The sequence below is a fragment of the Sulfitobacter sp. SH22 genome, from assembly GCF_965641905.1.
GTDB lineage: Bacteria > Pseudomonadota > Alphaproteobacteria > Rhodobacterales > Rhodobacteraceae > Sulfitobacter.
In genome coordinates, this window is sequence record NZ_OZ282573.1 from 2,466,167 (window position 1) to 2,486,225 (window position 20,059).

At 58.7% G+C, this 20,059-nt stretch carries 18 protein-coding genes and 1 tRNA gene; 6 read left to right on the forward strand and 13 right to left on the reverse strand.

What is annotated here, in order from left to right:
- Positions 1-20 precede the first annotated feature (20 nt).
- From ACSQ13_RS14195 to ACSQ13_RS14245, 11 genes are all read right to left on the reverse strand, one after another.
- Positions 21-542 carry a UGSC family (seleno)protein gene (locus ACSQ13_RS14195; RefSeq protein ID WP_295510849.1) on the reverse strand — a complete coding sequence of 174 codons (522 nt, stop codon included), beginning with the start codon at positions 540-542 and terminating at the stop codon, positions 21-23.
- A 24-nt stretch (positions 543-566) separates the two neighbouring features.
- Positions 567-2,156: a TlpA family protein disulfide reductase gene (locus ACSQ13_RS14200; protein ID WP_295510850.1), complete on the reverse strand. Its 1,590-nt coding sequence runs from the start codon at positions 2,154-2,156 to the stop codon at positions 567-569.
- 63 nt (positions 2,157-2,219) lie between these two features.
- A tRNA-Sec gene (locus tag ACSQ13_RS14205) sits at positions 2,220-2,314 on the reverse strand.
- A gap of 39 nt (positions 2,315-2,353) precedes the next feature.
- Positions 2,354-4,240 (reverse strand): selenocysteine-specific translation elongation factor, encoded by a 1,887-nt coding sequence (gene selB / locus ACSQ13_RS14210; RefSeq protein WP_295510852.1) that lies wholly within the window; start codon positions 4,238-4,240, stop codon positions 2,354-2,356.
- A complete protein-coding gene (gene selA / locus ACSQ13_RS14215) occupies positions 4,237-5,622 on the reverse strand; it encodes an L-seryl-tRNA(Sec) selenium transferase (protein WP_295510854.1) in 1,386 nt (461 codons plus the stop codon). The genes selB and selA overlap by 4 nt, the downstream gene beginning before the upstream one ends.
- Positions 5,623-5,749: 127 nt before the next feature.
- A complete protein-coding gene (locus ACSQ13_RS14220; RefSeq protein WP_295510856.1) occupies positions 5,750-6,673 on the reverse strand; it encodes an MYG1 family protein in 924 nt (307 codons plus the stop codon).
- A 241-nt stretch (positions 6,674-6,914) separates the two neighbouring features.
- A complete protein-coding gene (locus ACSQ13_RS14225) occupies positions 6,915-8,204 on the reverse strand; it encodes a TRAP transporter large permease (protein ID WP_295510858.1) in 1,290 nt (429 codons plus the stop codon).
- A 75-nt stretch (positions 8,205-8,279) separates the two neighbouring features.
- On the reverse strand, positions 8,280-9,281 hold the full coding sequence (gene dctP / locus ACSQ13_RS14230) for a TRAP transporter substrate-binding protein DctP (RefSeq protein ID WP_295510860.1): 1,002 nt from the start codon (positions 9,279-9,281) through the stop codon (positions 8,280-8,282).
- The gene (locus ACSQ13_RS14235) at positions 9,271-9,798 is read right to left on the reverse strand and encodes a TRAP transporter small permease (RefSeq protein ID WP_295510862.1); all 528 of its coding nucleotides are present in this window, start codon (positions 9,796-9,798) and stop codon (positions 9,271-9,273) included. Before ACSQ13_RS14235 ends, dctP begins: the two co-directional genes overlap by 11 nt.
- Positions 9,799-9,832: 34 nt before the next feature.
- Positions 9,833-10,969: an FAS1-like dehydratase domain-containing protein gene (locus tag ACSQ13_RS14240; protein ID WP_176248048.1), complete on the reverse strand. Its 1,137-nt coding sequence runs from the start codon at positions 10,967-10,969 to the stop codon at positions 9,833-9,835.
- A gap of 37 nt (positions 10,970-11,006) precedes the next feature.
- Positions 11,007-12,566, reverse strand: a complete 1,560-nt coding sequence (locus tag ACSQ13_RS14245; RefSeq protein ID WP_295510866.1) for an acyl-CoA synthetase — start codon at positions 12,564-12,566, stop codon at positions 11,007-11,009.
- 147 nt (positions 12,567-12,713) lie between these two features.
- Between ACSQ13_RS14245 and ACSQ13_RS14250 the strand changes: the two genes are divergently transcribed.
- The 6 genes from ACSQ13_RS14250 to ACSQ13_RS14275 all read left to right on the forward strand — a co-directional run bounded on the left by ACSQ13_RS14250 (position 12,714) and on the right by ACSQ13_RS14275 (position 17,999).
- Positions 12,714-13,499, forward strand: a complete 786-nt coding sequence (locus ACSQ13_RS14250; RefSeq protein ID WP_176248046.1) for an IclR family transcriptional regulator — start codon at positions 12,714-12,716, stop codon at positions 13,497-13,499.
- A gap of 3 nt (positions 13,500-13,502) precedes the next feature.
- Positions 13,503-13,934 carry a PaaI family thioesterase gene (locus tag ACSQ13_RS14255; protein WP_255200047.1) on the forward strand — a complete coding sequence of 144 codons (432 nt, stop codon included), beginning with the start codon at positions 13,503-13,505 and terminating at the stop codon, positions 13,932-13,934.
- Positions 13,927-15,162 carry a CaiB/BaiF CoA transferase family protein gene (locus ACSQ13_RS14260; RefSeq protein WP_295510873.1) on the forward strand — a complete coding sequence of 412 codons (1,236 nt, stop codon included), beginning with the start codon at positions 13,927-13,929 and terminating at the stop codon, positions 15,160-15,162. The genes ACSQ13_RS14255 and ACSQ13_RS14260 overlap by 8 nt, the downstream gene beginning before the upstream one ends.
- A gap of 192 nt (positions 15,163-15,354) precedes the next feature.
- A complete protein-coding gene (locus ACSQ13_RS14265) occupies positions 15,355-15,759 on the forward strand; it encodes a hypothetical protein (RefSeq protein ID WP_295510875.1) in 405 nt (134 codons plus the stop codon).
- Between the two features lie 216 nt (positions 15,760-15,975).
- A complete protein-coding gene (locus ACSQ13_RS14270; RefSeq protein WP_295510878.1) occupies positions 15,976-17,025 on the forward strand; it encodes a glycosyl transferase family 90 in 1,050 nt (349 codons plus the stop codon).
- Positions 17,022-17,999, forward strand: coding sequence for an NAD-dependent epimerase/dehydratase family protein (locus ACSQ13_RS14275; RefSeq protein ID WP_295510880.1), 978 nt, complete (start codon positions 17,022-17,024; stop codon positions 17,997-17,999). Before ACSQ13_RS14270 ends, ACSQ13_RS14275 begins: the two co-directional genes overlap by 4 nt.
- Here ACSQ13_RS14275 and ACSQ13_RS14280 read toward each other — a convergent pair.
- Positions 17,985-18,779 carry an SDR family NAD(P)-dependent oxidoreductase gene (locus ACSQ13_RS14280; protein ID WP_176248042.1) on the reverse strand — a complete coding sequence of 265 codons (795 nt, stop codon included), beginning with the start codon at positions 18,777-18,779 and terminating at the stop codon, positions 17,985-17,987. The two genes, ACSQ13_RS14275 and ACSQ13_RS14280, sit on opposite strands and share 15 nt — an antisense overlap.
- A complete protein-coding gene (locus tag ACSQ13_RS14285) occupies positions 18,776-19,936 on the reverse strand; it encodes a capsular polysaccharide export protein, LipB/KpsS family (RefSeq protein ID WP_373029956.1) in 1,161 nt (386 codons plus the stop codon). The genes ACSQ13_RS14280 and ACSQ13_RS14285 overlap by 4 nt, the downstream gene beginning before the upstream one ends.
- Between the last annotated feature and the right edge of the window lie 123 nt (positions 19,937-20,059).

Genomic DNA, 20,059 nt, shown 5'->3' on the forward strand with positions numbered 1-20,059 from the left:
CCCCTGCGCCGCTTTTTTCGTTATTTATCGCTTAGCGCTGCCATGATCTGGTCATAGGCTTCGCGGGCTTTGATGCGCATTTCGTCGTCGGTGGCATCCTGAATGGGATGCGGCACCAACACGTATCTTGCGCCCTCCATACCTAACGCTTTGCGCTGCGTTTCCGCAGCTTGGCCAAACGCGCTCGAGGCGACGGAAACGGACGGGATCCCCTGGATTTCAAACCAGACTGTATCGTGCATACTGCACGTGGTACATGATCCTCAGTCCGCCAATGCCTCGATCATAAAATCGCATTCGTCGCGAATTTGATGGCGCAATGCGTCGGGGCACGGCTTGGCGAAGGTCGGTTTGGTATAGCGGCGGATTTCAACGCCCGGCGCGCCTTCGGCTATCAAACGGTCCAGTTCGTCCAGCAGGATATTGCCGCGCGGTTTGCTGATGTTCAGCAGCCCTACGACACCCTGCACCGATCCGGTTCGTTCGGTAATCTGACGCACGACCGGGACGCGTTCATCCGTCGGGTCGAGAATTATGGTCATTCATGTCCTCCTCTAAATATAATGCTAGCCCAGATCGATCTTTCTGGAAACGGAAATTGACCCGACCGCCCCCGTGGCCCAGCCATGGAAGGCCGACGAAAACTTGCCGGCCTCGCCGCCTGCGACAACGATATGAATATATTCCTTGCCGGCGAATTTGGGGGCCAGCTGCGCCAGTTTTTCCGGCCCCATCTTTTCGGCATCTGCAACAGGGATCCCCGCGCCGGAATGATCATTCTGGACCATTTCACGCAGGGGGCGCGATGTGACTTCCTGAATGCGGTCGCGCAGACGGTCCTTGGAATAATCACCCTCAACGGTCAGCGTGTTGATATGTTCAGGGCACACCACCAGCAGTGCGTCGACGGGCAGGTTGTGCAGTTTGGGCATGAACACCCCTTCCAGCCCCTGCCCCAATGATCCGGCAATCTGGTCCGGCTTGCGCGAGGTCTGGTCGACGATATGCACCGGGCCACCTGTCATGGCAAAGACGGTGACGACGGAATCTTCCGCCTTGAAACCGCGCTCGACATGCAGCGGCTCCCACGGCGACACGGCTTCGTTTTCGGCAAAGCACATGGTGTATTTCATCGGATTGCCAAGCGTCGACCGTTCAACGCCCCCTGTCGTCGCACCGCCCACATTGCGGATCACCAGACGCAGCGCGCGCCCGATGGTGGCGTTGGCACGGTTGCCGGCCCCCATCGCGCCAAGGCCCGCATTCATCCCGATTTTCTCGACCACGGGGCCGTTGACGACCATCACCGTCGCGGCCCCCATCGTGGTTGCCGTCACCCCGTGAATGTTGAATTCATCGGTACAAACGGCTTCGACTGCCGCGATGACTACGGGCAGATATTCAGGCTTGCAGCCCGCCATCACCGCGTTGATCGCGATCTTTTCAACCGTGGCGACACCCATGTTGGGCGGCACGGTCGCGATCACCTCTTGCGGGTCGCGGTGGGTCCCGGCCAGCATCCGCATCACCCGTTCGGGCGTCGGTGGCACCAGCGGCAACCCGTCCGAAAAGCCCTGATCGAACATGAACTCTGCCACGTCATCGCCGCTGGCAACCTCGACCTTGCGGGCGCGCAAGACGCTGCCGTCCGCTTCGGCGCGCAGCTTGTCGTAAATCTCGGGGTCAAAGTGTTTGGACCCGCAACCGGGCCGCCACGGCGGCAGACTGTCCCAGTCGATCTGCGCATTGGGTTGACCTGTTTCGGCCGCGATCTGATCGGACAACGCTTGCCAGTCGTCGCGCACGAAGCCTTCGAACTTGGTGACGACCTTGCCAGCCTCATCAATCCAGAACACGGCGGGCACGATTTCGATGTCCCAATCAAACGACGCCTTGCATCCAGCATCCGCCAGCACGGGCATGGTCAGGCCATGACGCCGGGCGAACACCGCGTTATTGTCACCGGACTGCCCCAGCACAACCATGTCGATGCCGCTGCCATAGGCCTTGAACATTCCCTCGATCACAGGGCCCGCGATGTTGCAGGTCTCGCAATCCTCTTTCACGAAACAAACCAACGCAGGGCCTGTGCCATCAAAGGCATGTGCCACCCCGTCCAGATTAGTCAGTGTGAAAGAACGCGCTGCATCTATCATCGGCCACCCTCCCAAGTATGCATTTGCATATTGATGGCGATTGCAGCGCAATGTCCAGCCGCTTGGCGGAGGTGGATGGGAATCGAACCCACCACACGCCTTTTCGGCGCGTCCATGGTTTTGAAGACCAGGGAAGCCACCAGACTCCAGTCACCTCCGTCCGGCGACCCTAGCGGGGGGCGCGGACAGGTGAAAGATCAATCAGCAAGCGGTGCCATCTGGCGAGTGTCACCTTGCCGCTGCGTGACCCCGATGGTGTCGAAATGCTCCAACAGCGGCACGATGAACTTGCGACTGGTGTGCAGCGCCGCGCGCGCCTGTCCCGTTGTGAAAGACATCGGCGGCGGGAACGCATCGCGCAGGGTCTGGGCCGATTGCACAAGGGTCCGGCTGTGAAAAACCACCTGCTGATTAAGCGCGACATTGGTCAGCGCGACCAAGGTCTCGTCCGCCATCAAAATCGCAAGCAGGTCAGGATCGTCGCCGGTTTCCAAGACGGTGCCAAGACCGGGCGGCACGGTGCCCCCTTCTTTGAACTGGCTTTCGATCTGCCCCAGACGGTCGCGTTGGGTTTGGGTCAATGCGGCGGCGGGGTCATGGCTGGCCAAGGCGATCTGATCACCGGCCAAGCGGATCGCGCCTTCGTTGGCCAAACTCTGCTCCACATAGTGCGAGAGCCACGGCGATTGCTTGCGGTTCGCCCACATGCCGCGCGGTGCAAACCGCTTGATCGGGTGTTCTGCATGAAACGTTTTCAGGCTTTGCAACAGGTCAGCCTGTGCTGTCTGGATGGTGTCGGACAAGGCGATCCATCCGGGGGCGATCTGCGTGACTTCGGCCCCGAGCGCTGCCAAAACGCTTGCCGGGTTCTGCCGTGCAATCCGCGCTGCCTCAGACAGATCAGCACAGCCCCTGCCCTGAACACAAAGCGCAGCAACGATGTCGCCTGTCCTTCCACCTGCCGCCGCCTGCATCACCGCCAGACGCGCAGCATCGCCAGATTTGACCCCAAGCGAATGCGGATCAAGCACCACGGCCCCGCCAATCGTCTGGGCCGGTGACAAGGCGCGCAAGATCATGCGCTGGCCTGCAAATGCCGCAACCGGCTTGTCGAAACGCAGCTGCGCAAAGGCTGAATTGCCTTGCACGACCTGCCCGCCGCCCATCAGGCGCAGGGTCGCGACAGTATGGGTTGTGCCGAACAGAACCCTGACGTCCGACATATGTTTCAGGGGGGACGGCGCATCATCAAGCAAGCTCAACCGGACATCCATGCAGCGCGCCGCCGCAAAGTCAGCGCCAGCACAGAGCACATCCCCCCGCGTGATATCATCGGCTGCAATGCCCCGCAGATTGACCGCCGTCCGTTCACCGCGGGTGGCATGGTCCCGCGCGGTGCCGCGCACCTGCACGCCTCGGAGGGTCACAGGCCGATCTTGCGGCAGCAGTTTCACCGCGTCAGACAGCGACAGGTTGCCGCCCAGCAGTGTTCCGGTCACGACCGTCCCCAGACCCGGCATGGTGAAAACCCGGTCGATGGGCAGAAAGCCGGCTTTCGGATGTTGCGCGACAGGGACGTCGCCCAGCAGGCCCTCCAACCCCTTGTGCAGAGTCTGCATACCAGTCTCTAAGTGGGTAGAAACGGGTATCAACGGCACATCCCCAAGGCCCAACCCGCGCAGAGTTTCACGGATCGCCTCAAGCCGCGTTTCCAGATCACCGGCGGGCAGTAAATCGACCTTGGTCACCGCGACAAAACGCACAGGGACGCCCAGAAGTCTCGCAATGCGCAGATGCTCTATCGTTTGGGGGGCGACGCCATCGACGGCGGAAACGACCAACAGCGCCGCCTGCGCACCGCTGGCACCGGCGACCATCGCGCGGATGAAATCCTCGTGGCCGGGCGCGTCGATCAGATCAACGGTGCCGGACGGATAACGGCAATAGGCAAAGCCAAGGTTGATCGACAAACCGCGTTGCTTTTCCTGCGGCAAGGTATCCGTTTCCATGCCGGTCAAGCCCCGTACAACTGTGGTTTTGCCATGATCCACATGCCCGATCACAATGACGCAAGCCGATGTCATGTGGCGCAGGCTTGGCCGATTGCATCCACGATCGGCGGCAGTTCTGTGTCGGCCACGGTGCGCATGTCGAGCAGTAACTGCCCTTGGTGCAGGCGACCGATCACCGGCACAGATGCAGACCGCAACGCAACAGCAAGCGCATCAGCCGTCATTGCAGGGGGTTCAACACGCACGCAAAAACTGGGCAGTTCCTGTTGCGGCAAGGACCCGCCCCCGACAAAAGCCGCCGACGGAACAACAGACGCGGCAGCCACCCCGTTTAGCAGCGCGACAAGCCTATTGGCCCGCGTTTGCACATCGTCCAGGGGTTCGGACAGCATCTGAAGCACAGGGATCGTTTTGAACGGATCATGCGGGGCACGGTACAAACGCAACGTCGCCTCGAGTGCTGCAAGCGACAGCTTGTCGATCCGCAAGGCCCGCAGCAACGGATGGGACTGCAGCTTGGCGATCACATCGGCTTTGCCCGCGATAATCCCGGCTTGGGGGCCACCCAGCAACTTGTCGCCGGAAAACATCACCACATCAACGCCCGCCTTGAGGATATCACTGACAACAGGTTCATCGGTCATCCCATAAGGCGACAGATCAATCAGGACACCACTGCCCAAGTCCTCCATCAGGATCAGGTTCCGGTCTTTGGCCAGCTTCGCCAGATCGCGCCTGTCGGGTGCGGAGGTAAATCCCACGATCTTGAAATTGCTGGTGTGGCTTTTCAACAAAACGGCAGTGTCGTCATCAATCGCATCGGCATAATCGCTTAGCCGGGTTTTGTTGGTCGCGCCGACCTCGCGCAGGATGGCACCGCTTTGGGCAATCACATCCGGCAGGCGGAACGATCCGCCGATTTCGATCAGCTCGCCCCGTGACGCGACAACCGTGCGGCCCATCGCCGTCCCCATTAACCCCAACACAACGGCGGCGGCGCAGTTGTTCACAATCAACGCGGCCTCTGCCCCCGTCAGTTCGCAAATCAGCGCCTCGGCATGATCATACCGAGAGCCGCGTTTGCCCGTGGCCAAATTCAGTTCAAGGTTGGACGCGTTCGCGCCGACATCCTGCATGGCCTGCACTGCCTGAGGGGCAAGACGCGCACGGCCAAGATTGGTGTGGATGATGATGCCCGTCGCGTTCACCACGGGTCGCAAATTCATATGACGCGCTCGGTCTATCGCCAGCCGGATACCGTCAGCAAAGCCGCCCCCCGCGAAATCAGGCAGGTCCACCTCAGCGCCTTTGCCGATCGCGTTGCGCAAGGCGTCCAGCGCCGCGCGAAGAGCGCCGATGACCTCTGGCCGGCTATAGGTTTCAACGCATGCCTGAATGCTGGGAAAGGTCAGCATCACCTCGATCTGGGGCAGTTGCCTAAGTTGGTCTTTCACGGAAATCCCTGCCTCTTGCTGGACGGTCAGTCTATCCCCGTGGCGGGCAAGGGCAAGCGTGATCAGACACCAAACATCACTCGCCGCACCTGTCAGTCAGATGCGGCGGCGCGCAGGTCGCAGCGGCTCAGGCTTTTTCTGCGTCACTGACTGCCAAACCCGCCATCTCGAGCGCGGCTTCGCGGGTGGCGGCGACGGCGATGAACAAACCGTTGTGGCAGAATTTTGCGCCCGTCACGCCACATGCTTGCTCAAGCTCGGCATCGGTCAGGCCCGCCCATGCGGTGGGCAGATCGGCGCGCTGGTCAAAGCTGTCGCCGCTCAGCCGAATGCCCGTGATCGCCCAATCGGTGTCGCGCGGGTGCACGACGAACAACAGATGATCGGCACCGGCAGTTTCGATGGCGCTGCGAAACGGCATCCCCATCGGCAGTTCCAGAACGCGCGCAGGGCCGGCAGTTTCGATGGCCCCCATCACAACGGCTTCGGCGCGGCGCTTGGCGGCTTTGCCAGCCAGCGACCCTTCGATAAAGGCGCGCGCAATTGGCAGCGCTGCGGCAAAGGCTTGATCGTCGGCATCGGGGCTGCGGTCATCAAAAACCGGCTTGAGCGTGCCGAGGAGTGTCGGCAAGGTCAGCCCCGCCAGTTGGCCAGCCGTTGCCGGGGCCAGATCGCCATTATCCACCAGATCAATCGGCACAACAAAACCGGTATCAAAGCTTTTGTGGATGCCTTCCACATCGACCTCAGGCACCCCGAAGGCGCGCAGATAGTCGCGCCCGTAATGCGCCCAGATCAGCCCGAACGAACTGTAGGGCTGGCCATCTTCCCGCAGGGGGTTGGGGCGTTGGTGGTGGTCGAATATCTGCGCGTCGGCATCGAAATGGCGGCCGACGTCATAGATGATTTTGTCTGGCGCAGGGGTGGTCCATGCCGCATCGCGGGTGCGCACCAGTTCGGCATCGGGAAACAACCGCGTCAGGATCACAGAGGACAGCAATTCATCTGCATGAAAACCGCCGGAATGTGTAACAAGATGGGTGATGGTCATGAAAAGCCCCTGACAAATATGAAAAAGGCGACCTGTTCAGCCGCCTTTGGAAAGCCAGATTTTCTGTTATATTCATCCGACGCGTCGCGGTGATGTACAGTGAGTTCGCCCCGCAATCAAGCAAGCGGTTGACCGCCAAGGTCAACCGTTATCCGCAAGGCGAGGCGCGCAATATATCGCTGCGGCCAAGGCGCGGCATGGCCCCCGATGGAGCGGGCGTTTGAGGATGTGATACCAAAGATCAGCGGCTCATGAGGTCGGGCAGGAACAGGGTGATCTGGGGGAAGGCGAGCAACAGAACGAGGATGATGATCTCCATCCCGAGAAAGGGCAGTATCCCCCTGAAGATCGTGCCGAGCGGAACCTTGGTTTGGGCGGCGGCCACATAGGCGTTCAACCCCAGCGGCGGCGTCAAAAGGCCGATCTCCACCGTTTTGGTCACCACGATGCCGAACCACACCGGGTTACATTCGAGCGCCATCGCCGTCGGAAAGGCCAGCGGCATGGCCAGTGACAAAATGGCAAGCTGGTCCATGAACATGCCCATGACCAGCAGGGCGACAATGATGATGCCGATGATGACTTCGCGCGGCATGTCTGTTGTTGCCACGAATTCCAGCAAGCTGTGCGTGATACGGGTAAAGGCCAGGTAGTTCGAGAAAATCGCCGAACAGGCGACGATCGTGACGATCATCACCGTGGCGCGGATGGCGCTGCTGACCGATCTGTTGAACTGCACAAAGTTTAAGGTGCGCTGCGCCAGAACGATGACCAGCGACCCCATGACCCCAAGGGCCGCCGCCTCGGAGGGCGATGCGATACCGCCGTAGATTGCACCGATAACGGCGATCATCAGCAACACCATCGGGATCACGTGCCGGCTTTGCTTGATGGCTTTGTTAAGCACAAAGGGTTCGCCTTTGGGAGCTTGGTCCGTGGTCTCGGCAATGATCTTGATCACCACGCCCAGACCGACAGCGGTCAAAAGGCCGGGGATGATCCCCGCGATGAACAGCTTGCCGATCGAGGTTTCTGTCAAAACGCCATAGACCACCAGCACGATAGAGGGCGGGACGACCACGGCCAATGTGCCGCCGACGCTGACAACCGCCGCCGCAAGACGATCAGAGTAGTTATGTCGACGCATCTCGGGGAATGCAGAAGCCGCCATCGCAGCCGTCGACGCCGTGGAGCTGCCAACCAGCGCCGCCAGAAGAACCGAAGCCGCGACAGTAGCGATGGCCAGTCCGCCTTTGACGTGGCCGATCCAGGACTGGCAGGCAATGATGGCCCGGCGGGTCACATCCCCTGCGGTCAGCAATTCGGCCATCAGGATAAACAGCGGGATGGCAACCAATATAAACGAGGAAGACGAGTCAAAGAAGGTACGTTCCAACACCGCCAATGCAGGTTTGAACCCAAGCTGCGCCGCAAGACCAAGCGTGCCGGTGATACCCATCGCAAAAGCGATTGGCACGCGTGCCGCCATGAGAACGGCAAGAATAATAAGTATGATACCGAATGTAAGCATCTGATGAATTTCCGCTCCGTCTGTGGCAGGCGGCCGCCGCAGCGACCGCCCGGATAAGTGTTTCGGAACGCGATGTTATTCGCGGGTCAGCGCGCTGTAGCTTTCAAGAACGGCGGCAGCCTTGTCATCTTGCAGGCGCTCTGCCCAATCGACGCTGACAGCCACCAAAGCATCCGTGATCGTCGCAAGCTCTTCTTCGGTGAACGTATAGGTGTCGATGCCTTCCGCTTTCCAGCTTTCGATCAGCCCTTCGACGGACGCGTCTTGTGCTTGTGCGACGTGAACGGCGGTTTCATTTCCAAGCGCAAGCATCTTGGCCTGAACGTCCTCAGGCAGGCCGTCGAAAAGATCGGTACGGACCACCATGATAAAGCTGTAGCCGCCAAACGACCCGTTGATTGAAATGTGGCTAACGACTTCGTTCAGCTTGTAGCCGGGTACCGATGCCAGCGGGAACAACACCGCATCCAGACGGCCACGCTCCACGGCGGTATATACCTCTGGCCCCGGAATTGAGATGCCAACACCGCCAAGCGCACGCGCGGTCATCGCTTGCGTCGACCCCGAGGTGCGCACGTCAAGCCCGTCCCAATCCGCTGGCATCCCAAGCCGCTTTTTGGCGAGCACCTGATAGGGCGGCAAAACGAAACCAAAGACCGGTGTAACACCCGACGCCAGAATTTCGTCGCGCAGCGGGCCGTCTTGCAGCATCGTTTGCAGCGCAACTGTGCCCTGTTCAGCCGAGCCATAATAGCCGGGCAGCCCCACGACAGAGTTCAGCGGCAAGACGTCCGCGTGATAGGACGCGCCAAGCAATGCGGCGTCCAGAATGCCGTTGTTGACAGCATCCAGCTGGGCTTTGGATTTTGCCGCCTGCTGTGATGGAAAATGCTCGAAGGTGATCGCGCCATCTGTGGCTTCGGTCACAGCGGCCATCCACTTGGTCGTGCCTTCGACAGAAACGATGTGGCTGGTGGATTGAAAATCACCAAGGCGCAGCGCTTCCGCGTGGGCAGCCATTCCGGCAAATACAAACGCGCTTGCCACGGCTGAAATCAGTTTATTCTTATGTTTCATTTGGTTTTCCTCCCATTGGGTTTGTTGTGGGTACTGACCACGGCTTTCGCGTGAAAGCATCGTGGAGCAGCCGCAGAACCAGAACGCTGCATCCCAAAGGGATCACGGCGTAGGCCCACCCAAGCGGCCAATCGATTGCTCCGTATTCGACATCCCCATTCGAGATGGCTTTGAAAGCAAATTTCCCCGACATCCATGTGACCGCGCCAAAGAACAGCGCAGGCAAGAGCAATCGCAATTTGGCGACAACCCTTCCAAAAACTCCGGGTAGATGTTCGGGCACAAAATCCAGCGCCAGATGCCCGCCGTCACGGAAAACCCGCGACAAGGACAACGTGGCAAGTGCCGGCATCAAGTACAGTTCGGTCAATTCGAACTGGATCTGCACCGGCCTGTTAAAGAAAAGCCGGAGCAGAATATCTGCATTGATCAACGCCGCCACGGCGACGAGGCCGAGGCACCCTCCGATATGAAGGGTGTCCTCTATCTTGGTCAGAAGTTTTCCCGGAAATTTCAACGAAGCCTCCCCAGCTGTTGAAGCGTGGTGGACCTCAGCGTTTGGGCAATTCCACGATGGCAGACCCAACAGCCGACATTTCGCCGTCTTGCTGTTCCGCACGTTGCTTGATTTCCAGCAAGAAGCGGCCGTCTTCCTCGAACTTGCGAACAACGGTGCCGTGGATCAGGATGATGTCGCCTTCGGGGTTGTGACGGCGGACTTCGCATTTCGACTTGGCAAGGAAACCGTCATCGCCCATCCAGTTGGTGATCTGGTGCGTCAGCCACGACGTCCGCTCGGGGCCATAGTCATAGGCACCCGGCGCACCGACTTCGAGGGCAAATTCTTCTTCCCAATGCACGCGCTCGGGGCAGTCGGGAATGCCGAACTTGTTCTTGATCCCCGCGCTTGGGTGTTTTTGCTGCAATTGCCAGGCCAACTTGTTGGCACGGATGTACAAACCACCCCAGCCCTGCGCGTAAGCAATAAAACCGGTCGCCGTCATCGGGCCCTTGACCATTGTGGGCAGTTCGTCGCCTTCGTTGACGTCATCCCAATAACGGGTTTCGGCACCGCGGATCGTTTCCTGCTCGTAATACTTATAGTATTTATCCAGTTCTTCCTGCGTATAGACCTTGCGACCGTTCTTTTTGGCCTCGGTGTATTTGGTGCCGTTTTCGCGGGCCTGATCGCGGTCGGTGCGGAAACACCAGCTATCGGCCTCGGCCAGCATCTCGCCGGTCTTCGCGTCATAGAAATCAACGTGATAAATCTGCTGGATCGCCTTACCTGCAAAGCGGGTGTTATGCTCGATCAGGTCTTTCAGATAAGCCTCGGTGCGGAACTCCGTGTTGCGCAGGATCGGCTTGTGCCATGTCCAGTTTGCGCCCGACCACATGGCGTGAACGCCCGGCAGACCGCCCACATACCCCGAGATGATCCGGCTGGTGGCAAACAGGAAGCTCGGCAGTGCCAGAACATCACCGTATTTTGTGGTTTTGCCGTACTCAGGGTCGCACCACAGCGGATTGTCGTCGCCGATGCCGTGGGCATAGTGGCGGATGTTGTCGCGGGTCGCCTCATAGCACCATGGCTCGACCGTTCTTTCGATTTTTACGCCGACGCGCTTGCGCAGGTCTTCCAGACCTTCATCCGTGATCTTCGGGAATTTACGTGTCATCTCGTTCATTTCGTTCTCCTTGAAAATATTGGGCCGGCGTCGCGGATCATTCCGCAGCAGCCAGTTTTTCGGCTTCCTGATCTCTCAGAATTTTTCGGTTCACTTTTCCCGCCGGCGTCTTCGGAAGCTCCGTAACGAACGCGATCTGGCGGGGGTATTCATGGCGGGCCAATCTGGCGCGCACGTGATCTTGGATGCTTTTGGCCAAGCCGGGTGTTTCGGGGCCTTTGAGGATGATGAAAGCTTTGACCACCAAACCGCGAAGCTCATCGGGGGCACCGATGACGGCACATTCGGCAACTGCCGGATGGCTCAGGACGGCGTCCTCGACCTCGACCGCACCAATTGTCCAGCCGGCGGAAATGATCACATCGTCGGCCCGGCCACCGTGGTAAAAATAGCCATCCTCATCCACACGGCCCAGGTCTTTGGTTGGGAACCATTCGCCGCGCTTCTTGACCATCAGTTCGCCGGTCTCGCCCGGATCAGCCGGTGTTCCATCGGGGCGTTGCACTTCGACCTCGACACCCGGAACTGCTTTGCCCATCGCGCCTTCGCGGACCTCAAGATCATCGGCACCCGGATAGTTTGCGATGATCACGCCGATTTCGGTCGTGCCGTACATCGAACGCACCTTGGTCCCGAAAACCTGTTCGACGTAATTCGCGGTTTCAGAGTCAATCGGCTCGCCGGTGAAAGACAGCTTTTCAAAGCAATAGGAAAAACTCTCGGCCTTGCCGGAATTCCGCATCATCCGGTAATGCGTCGCTGCTGCCGTCAGGTTGGTGATGCGGAAATCATGCAAGGCGCGCAGCAGGCGGACAGCATCGAATTTGCCGCTGAATGTCCCTGTCGACACCCCCATCGCCAGCGGCGCAAGCGTGCCATGCCAAAGGCCGTGCCCCCAGGCGGGTGATGACGGGCAAAAGAACCGATCGTTCGGGCGAATACCTGTGGCATAAAGCGCGGCAACCATCAGCGTCACGATCGACTGGTGGCTGTGTTTGACAGCAGCAGGCAGGGCGCGGGTCGTCCCCGAGGTATATTGCAAAACCGCCAGATCGCGGCCCGACGTATCCCAGTCATAGGTGGCGGGCAGGTCATTTAGCCCCTCGAGGAAATCGTGATCGACCACCGTCACATTGCTGGCACCCCCCGATATCGCGTCAGGGGCCTTTTCAGCATTGGTAAAGAACACCACAGGTTTGCAGTCGCCCACCCGCAGCTGAATTCCGTCCGGCCCGAAAAGCGAAAACATGGGCACCGCAACGGCACCGCTTTTGATTACCCCGAACATGGCACTGTAAAAGGCCAGCGAGGGTTCGATCATCACCGCGACCCGGTCGCCTTTCTTGACACCTTTCGCATCCAGATAATGGGCGATCTGCGAGGAGCGCCGCGAGACTTCCTCAAAGGTCAGCACTTCGTCGGCACCGTCAGAATGCGCGATCCGAAGCGCTATGTTTTGTCCGTCTACATGCCGGTCAAGGCATTCATGCCCGATATTGAACCGCGTCGTCTCGCCGTCGAACAGCTCCCAAAGCTTCTCTTTCGAGTAGTGCTTTTGAGCGTCCGCGTAGGACGTGAATTCCGTCAACCGGGTCATTCCCGTCTCCTCCCCAAAGTTTCTGGCGGGCCGCTCTGAAGGTGTGGCCTGCATCGTTGACAATGGTAGGGATCACAATCAATTGTTGTCAATATGATTCCTTTATTGTATATGTACAACAATATCCGAGTCAGACAGGGGACTGAAATGACCAGCGAAGACAAGAAATCAGCCACCAAGCGACAGGTGCCGGCAGTGACCCGCGCCCTTGCTATATTGAGGCTTCTGGCACGATCGAACGAACCGATCGGGGTCAATCCCATCGCGAGGGAGCTTGATCTGATCCCAAGCACCTGCCTGCATATTCTGCGTGTTCTCGAGGATGAGGGGCTGGTGGAATTTGATTCGAATCTGAAACGCTACACGATCGGAATCGGCATTCTGCCCCTCGCCAGAGCAGCACTTCAGCGCAACACTTTCTCGACGTTGATCCAGCCCAAACTGTCCGAGCTGTCGCAGAAATTCGGTGTGACCGGGATCGCCACCCAGCTTTCCGAGCCGGGGCAAATGGTGGTCGTTGCGCTTTCTCAATCAGACATACCGTTTCGGCTTCAGGTCGATCTGGGCAGCCGTTTTCCCGCCCTGATCAGCGCCAGCGGACGCCTGTTCGCCGCCTTCAACATGACGGACGAAGACGAGCTGAAAACCGCGTTTGACAAGCTGGCATGGGATCACCCGCCCTCGCACGAGTTGTGGCGCGAACAGGTCAGGCAGGCGCGCGAACTTGGCTATGCAGTTGATCAGGGCAGCTATATTTCCGGCGTTACCGTTGTTGCGGTTCCGGTCTTTGGCGCAAACGGCAAGATGACCCGTTCAATCGTCGCCATTGGCATATCGGAACGCCTGAAAGACAAGGAAATCCCGAAACTGGTCAAGGCGATGAAGGCCATTCGGGAACACATCGAAAACATTCAGATCGATACCGGGAGTTAGATCGTGACGGCACATCGCACTGCACCAGACGGCTGGCGGGCATTGAAGATTGACGGGTTTATGGCGCTGATCGGCCCGCTGTTGCGGTCGGCGCAAACGGCGCAAAAACACAGCTATGCGCTGCAAACCAACGAGACCCATAAAAACCATCTGGGCATTGTTCATGGCGGCGTCATCACCAGCCTTCTGGATCAGGTGATCGCGCTTAGCGCATGGAACGCCGCAGACCGGCGACCAACGGTCACCGTCCAGATGGAGACGCGTTTTCTGGGTGCTGCCCGCGTTGGTGATTTTCTGGAAATCCGCCCCGTGATCCGTCAGGCAACGCGGTCTTTGATCTTTGTCGATGCGGATATCACCTGCGGTGACAAGGCGATCGCAAGCGCGTCCGCCGTCATGAAGATTTCAAAACAATCGGGAGAAAACCATGAGTGACACCCAAGAGCAGACCCCGACTGGGCCGCAGGCAGGCCCTTTGGCAGGGATCAAGGTCCTCGACTTTTCACGGATCCTGTCGGGCCCTTACGCAAGCATGGTGCTGGCCGATCTGGGGGCCGAAGTCATCAAGATAGAGCCGATTTCAACCGGCGACGAGACCCGTAACTTCCCGCCTTTCCAACACGGGATGAGCCATTATTACATGGCACTAAACCGGAGCAAGAAAAGCATTTCCCTTGATCTGAAATCCCCCGAAGGGATGCAGATCGCAAAGGATCTGGCGCAGCAAAGCGACATCGTTCTCGAGAACTTCCGCCCCGGCGTGATGGACCGGCTGGGATTGGGGTATGACGCTTTGCGCGCCGTGAACGAACGGGTGCTCTATTGCTCGATCACCGGGTTTGGCACCGACAGCCCGCATGGCGACAAACCCGCCTTTGACATTGTGGCCCAAGCGCTGTCCGGGGTGATGAGCGTGAATTGCGAACCGGGTCAGGCACCAAACAAGCTGGGCATTCCCTTGGGCGATCTGGCCGGAAGCATCTTTTCGCTTTTCGGATTGCTCGCAGCGCTGCACGAACGCAACACAACCGGGCGCGGCAGGCATATCGAGGTGGCGATGCTCGACAGTCTCATCGCGTTGCAAGGGTATTTGTCGCAGATCTATTTCGTCACCGGAAAAAGCCCCGAACCCGTTGGCACCCAACATCCCAGCATCGTACCCTATGGGTCGTTCCCGACATCTGACGGGCATGTCATCGTGGCCTGCCTGACCGAACGTTTCTGGCATAATTTCGCACGCAGCCTGGACCGCGAAGACCTGATCAAAGACGCCCGTTTTGCCCTATACGAAGCGCGACTGGCCAACCGCACCGCATTGCAACCGATCATCCATGCGCGCATGACCCAAAACACCACCGAATACTGGCTTCAACGGCTCGAAGAATTCGACGTGCCCAGTGCGCCGATCCTGTCCATCGGTGAAGCGCTGGAACAGGATCACGTTGCCAAGCGCGGCCTTGTGGAAACGGTGGTGCATCCGGAAATCGGTGAAATGCGGCTGGTGCGCGGGCCGATCCGATTTGACGGGGCAGGACCAAACAAGGCCGCAGCCCCCGCCCTCTTGGGCGAAAATACGATAGAGGTTCTGACCGAACGCCTGAACCTTACCACCGCCGAAATAGCCAAGCTTGTTTCGGATGGCATCGTGGGATCAGCCCGCTAACATAGCGGCGTGGCGAGACTGTGCCCGTGAACCTGTCGGAAGAGAGATTGGCACCGGTGCACAGTGACGCCGGGCAATTGGTTCTGGCGACGCGGATTGCATTGAAACAAGAACCGCCCGCGTTTTCCCTCGATGCAATAAACATCAGGGAGACCCCGCCGGGCCGGTTTACCCGTTGAAAACCACAATGGTATGTTCTTTGCGTATATGGGGCCGGTGTCCGAGTTTTCCGTTGAGAACATCGCCCTGCCCCCGTTTGACTTGCACTGGTACCGGTCAACCGCAAACGATCAAACAGACCTGAGCAGGATTCCGGTCACTTCATACTCCAGCAAGACCCGCCCCTACCGCGCGCTGATGGCCGAGCTATCGCGCAGGATTGCTGGTTTGCAGGGTGGGTCTGGTACAAGCCAATATCGCAACGGCGACAATGTTTCTGCCACACCGCAGCCATGCCCCAAGCCGGCAAACTGGGATATGACCCCAAGCTGTTTTCGGGCGCAATTGCGGCAGGGCGCGCGCAAACCGGGAAGCCTGAACGAGGTCATGTTAGGTGCCTTGCCCTACTGCCTGACCATGCTGTTGATGGCCTTCTAGCTGATCGCCTTTCCGGGTATCCCGCTCTTCTTGCCGGCGTATCACAGGGCAGACGCGCGAAATGCGGTGCTTGCATCGCTGGCCGCGCGCCGCATAATGCAACCGAACGGATGACCTGACGCATCCCCTACTTCAGGCTGACGGTGATCCGAAAAACATTAAACGGATATTATTTAACGGTCACGAAAGCTGCCAACATTAGGATCATAACCAAGATTGAAAGCCCTTTTTAACTATTGGCAGGCGCGGGAACCCGCATCTGCAAAGCCAACAAAATCCGGACCTTCAGAAGCAATTGAAACGCTCGAACACGGTCTCTCTGAAAAGGTGAAACTGGCGACTGGTTTTCAGGGGCAGGTTTTCTGGCGCGCTGACGACAGCCTTATTCCCGGTCTGGACGTGCGTATCGCGCGTGACGGCCATGATTATGTCCTGCATGTCCCTAAAATGGGGCCGCAGGACGATCGGCGACGCCTGATCGTTGAAAGGGCACCAACTGCGATTGGATGGATGTATCTGGCCGGATCGGACATGACCGAAGTCAGGTTTCATCTTTCGGACGGGCAGCTTCCCTCGCTTGCGCAATGTTCGTTTTCATCCTGCGACCCGACCAAAGTTCTGGTCCCGGATTTCTATTTCTTCCGCGACCATGGCTATCAGAATATTCGCGACTGGATGGCGCGGGGGCAGACACCCTGGAAGGACCGCAGCGACGACCTGGTCTGGAGAGGCCGTTTGACGGGGGCCGGGATATTCTCGGTTGATCCTGCGCAGAAAGACAATCCCCTGATACGCCAGCGGCTTCGCATGGCGATGCACGCAAAAGACACCGCGCTTGATTTTCGCTTTGTCAGCGCGATCACACCGCTCGAAAAACATATCCTTGGCACTGCGGGTTTTATGGCCGACCGGATCGAGGCGCGGACATGGGGCGGACGGAAATTCGCCATCGACATCGACGGATTTTCCAACACCTGGGACAACATGTTTCATCGGCTTTTGATGGGGAATTGCGTGCTTAAGGTGGAAAGCCAAATGGGGTTTCGCCAGTGGTATTATGACCGGCTGCGACCTTACGAAAACTTTGTTCCGGTGAAAAAGGATTTATCCGATCTGGCAGGGCAAATCGACTGGGTTCTGGCGAATGACGACAAAGCCCAAGAGATTGCGCGCGCAGGACAACAGCTTGCCGAAAGCATGACTTGGGACGCCGTGGTCGGCGAAACCACAGACCGTCTTCGCACGCTTGCGGGGCTGCCTGCATGATGTCGCTTGCGGGGAAGAAATGCATCGTGACGGGCGGTGCCGGATTTGTCGGCACGCATCTGACAAGGGCACTGCTGCTTCAGGGCGCTATTGTCACTGTGGTGGACGATCTTTCAACGGGGCACCACGACATTGCTGCGCAGCCCACGGGCGGTCAAGACAACGCGTGTTTTATCAAGCATGATATTTCCAGCCCCATAGATCTGCACGGCGATGTCTTGTTTAATCTCGCCTGCCCCGCATCGCCGAAACATTACCAGCGTGATCCGTTGCAGACCTGGAAAACCTCTGTTCTGGGGGCGATGCATCTGGGCGAGATGGCCGTCGAAAATGGTCTGATCTTTGTCCAGGCGTCGACCAGCGAAGTGTACGGCGACCCCCAAGTACATCCCCAGTCAGAAACATATTGGGGGAATGTCAGCACCCAAGGTATTCGCGCCTGTTATGACGAAGGCAAACGCGCCGCCGAAACCTATCTGACGGACCTCGCGCGGGTTAAAGGTCTTGATCTGCGCATTGCGCGTATTTTCAACACTTATGGCCCGGGAATGGCGTTCGACGATGGGCGTGCGGTATCGAATTTTGCGATCCAGGCGCTGCAAGGCAATCCGCTTACGGTGTTCGGTGACGGCACCCAGACACGGTCGCTTTGCTACGTTGATGATCTGGTCGACGGGCTTATCGCCATGGCGCGAACCCCAAGCGCGCGCGGCGAGATCATGAACCTGGGCAATCCTCGCGAATATACCGTGCGTGAGATTGCAGAGATGGTTTTGGACGTGGCCGGCCTTGATGGCGCTTTGGAGTTTGGGCCGTTGCCCCAGCATGACCCAATGCGGCGCTGCCCTGATATTGCCAAAGCAAGGCGTACCCTTGGATGGGGTCCGAAGATCGAAATTCACGAAGGGTTGTCGATGCTGATCGCCGATTTCAAAGCCCGCCTGGCCGCCGGAGAAACCCTAGCCCCGCTCTGAAGGTGGGGCATTGCGCACCTGAAACCGGAACGGTTGATTGATTTTCGCGCGCAGCCGCCAAGGCAGGATTGCCAAACATGCCAACCCCAAGCGAAATGTCCACGGAAAGTTGATTTCGCTTTTTCCGCGCCTGATGCCTGTGACGATCCGGTCTGCCGCGACCTCGGCTGGGATCAGACCGGGCATCGCGCCGATATGTTGCTGCGCCTGCCGCGTGGCGATGTGGCCGGGGTGAACAAGGGTCACGCGCACCTTGGACGGCGCAAGATCCTCGCGCAATGCGCGCGCGAAAGTCGTGACACCGGCCTTGCTTGCGGAATAGGTCGGCGCGTCTGCATGGGCCGCAAAACTTGCCAACGAACTGACAAAGACAATGTGACCATGGTTTTGGTCGCGCATCTTCTGGGCGACCGTCAGGGCGGTCACAACGGCGCTGGTTAAATTCGTCCCTATCAGAGCAGCGGCGCGGGCAGGCGTTTCCAACGCGCCATCCTCACCCTTACCGTCAAAAATGCCCGCATTGAGAATAAGCATATCAATTGGCGATTGCGCGTAAATGGTATCGATCCATTCTGTGACGCTTGGGGTGTCAGCCACATCGACGCCTGCCCAGGCAACGGTGCTTCCCAAAGCGATCAACGCCTCTGAAAGCGCGCTCACCTCCGAGATATCGCGCGCGCATAGATCAAGGTGGATGCCCTGACCCGCCAGCCGCCTTGCAAGGGCCGCGCCAAGCCCGCGTGATGCGCCGGTGATCACAATGTGCTGCTGTGGTTTCATGATGCGGGTTTCCAGTCAGGGCTGTCAGACAGGTCGATCCCCAACGCCCTTGCCCGCGCCAGACGCGGTGGCGGGGAGACATAGAGGCCGGCTTCGTGCAGCTCAGGGGCCTCAAGACGGGCGACGGCATTTTCAACGAATGCGGCGCGCCCGCTGCGCCCATAGACAGTACCGCGCACATGGATGCCCTTGCCGATCGCGCGAATAAAAATTTCCAGAAAAGCAGGATCAGGTGGCACCGGATTTTCCCAAAAACCGTCTAGCGCCCCTTGGTACGTCAGCCCGTCGATATCATATACCGCGACGCCCATGACCTTGGTCGGGACGTTTTCTTTTATCGCCCGCAGCCCCATGGTTGAGTTGATGACAACGCAGCCTGAAACCATCCCGAACAAAGCCGTCAGATCCCCGCCATCCAGAAAATGCACCCGATCAGCCAGCCCGAGAGAGCGGGCCATTTCGGGTATCCGCCGCCCCCAATTCTCAAGCCCGTTGTCCATGGGATGCAGCTTGAAGATCAACCGGGCGTTTGCGGGGGCCGCATTTTGAAAGCTCTCCATCACCTCGCGGATAAAGCCATGCTGATACCCCGGCGGGGCGTTGTCGCGCAGTTGATAGTCATTTTGCATTTGCAACGGGACCAGAAATTTCGGCGCATCGACTCCGCGCAGGTGGTTAGTCAACCTGTTTGCCGGTTTCGCTGCAAATGCGCGGCGGATCAGACGCGGGACATAGGAAGAAAATTCGCGGATCACCGGATAGTACCGATCAGGGGCGTAATTCGGTGTCAAAAGCCATGCAAGAAACGCATTTGAAAGATGGAAACCGGTTTCCAAGACTGCCTCTGTCACTTCGGGGATTTCGTGAAGCTGCGCCATCTCGAAACCGGCAATCGCTTTGGCACGGTCGCGGATGAACTGGTTCGAGTTCGGGAAATGCGAATAGGTCGATTGCCCCCCTTCTTCGAGGATAAGCCAGTCCGGCCGCAGATAGCCGTATTCCATCGACACGGGCCGCACGCCCATCCCTCGCGCCACGTCCTGCGCGATGCGGTGATATGGAAAGCGGTCTGCGAAATAGACGATATCGGTTGCGCCTTGCGCTCTCAGATGTGCTGCCAGAAACGCGGGCCATTGTGCCAGACTGCCCCTGTACATCAACGTGTCGCGTCCGTGCCAAAACAGTAAGTCCCCCGGACACAGGTTTATTTTCAATACCCTATGCCCGCGCGCCATCAATGCCTGACCAAGATCACGCATCACCGGGGACGTTGGCCCCTG

Bases quoted from the DNA above. Each gene is read 5' to 3' on its own strand.
- ACSQ13_RS14200 (WP_295510850.1), bottom strand. From the start codon at position 2,156: ATGATAGATGCAGCGCGTTCTTTCACACTGACTAATCTGGACGGGGTG.
- selB (WP_295510852.1), bottom strand. From the start codon at position 4,240: ATGACATCGGCTTGCGTCATTGTGATCGGGCATGTGGATCATGGCAAA.
- ACSQ13_RS14220 (WP_295510856.1), bottom strand. From the start codon at position 6,673: ATGACCATCACCCATCTTGTTACACATTCCGGCGGTTTTCATGCAGAT.
- ACSQ13_RS14225 (WP_295510858.1), bottom strand. From the start codon at position 8,204: ATGCTTACATTCGGTATCATACTTATTATTCTTGCCGTTCTCATGGCG.
- dctP (WP_295510860.1), bottom strand. From the start codon at position 9,281: ATGAAACATAAGAATAAACTGATTTCAGCCGTGGCAAGCGCGTTTGTA.
- ACSQ13_RS14240 (WP_176248048.1), bottom strand. From the start codon at position 10,969: ATGAACGAGATGACACGTAAATTCCCGAAGATCACGGATGAAGGTCTG.
- ACSQ13_RS14245 (WP_295510866.1), bottom strand. From the start codon at position 12,566: ATGACCCGGTTGACGGAATTCACGTCCTACGCGGACGCTCAAAAGCAC.
- ACSQ13_RS14250 (WP_176248046.1), top strand. From the start codon at position 12,714: ATGACCAGCGAAGACAAGAAATCAGCCACCAAGCGACAGGTGCCGGCA.
- ACSQ13_RS14260 (WP_295510873.1), top strand. From the start codon at position 13,927: ATGAGTGACACCCAAGAGCAGACCCCGACTGGGCCGCAGGCAGGCCCT.
- ACSQ13_RS14265 (WP_295510875.1), top strand. From the start codon at position 15,355: ATGTTCTTTGCGTATATGGGGCCGGTGTCCGAGTTTTCCGTTGAGAAC.
- ACSQ13_RS14275 (WP_295510880.1), top strand. From the start codon at position 17,022: ATGATGTCGCTTGCGGGGAAGAAATGCATCGTGACGGGCGGTGCCGGA.
- ACSQ13_RS14280 (WP_176248042.1), bottom strand. From the start codon at position 18,779: ATGAAACCACAGCAGCACATTGTGATCACCGGCGCATCACGCGGGCTT.
- ACSQ13_RS14285 (WP_373029956.1), bottom strand. From the start codon at position 19,936: ATGTACAGGGGCAGTCTGGCACAATGGCCCGCGTTTCTGGCAGCACAT.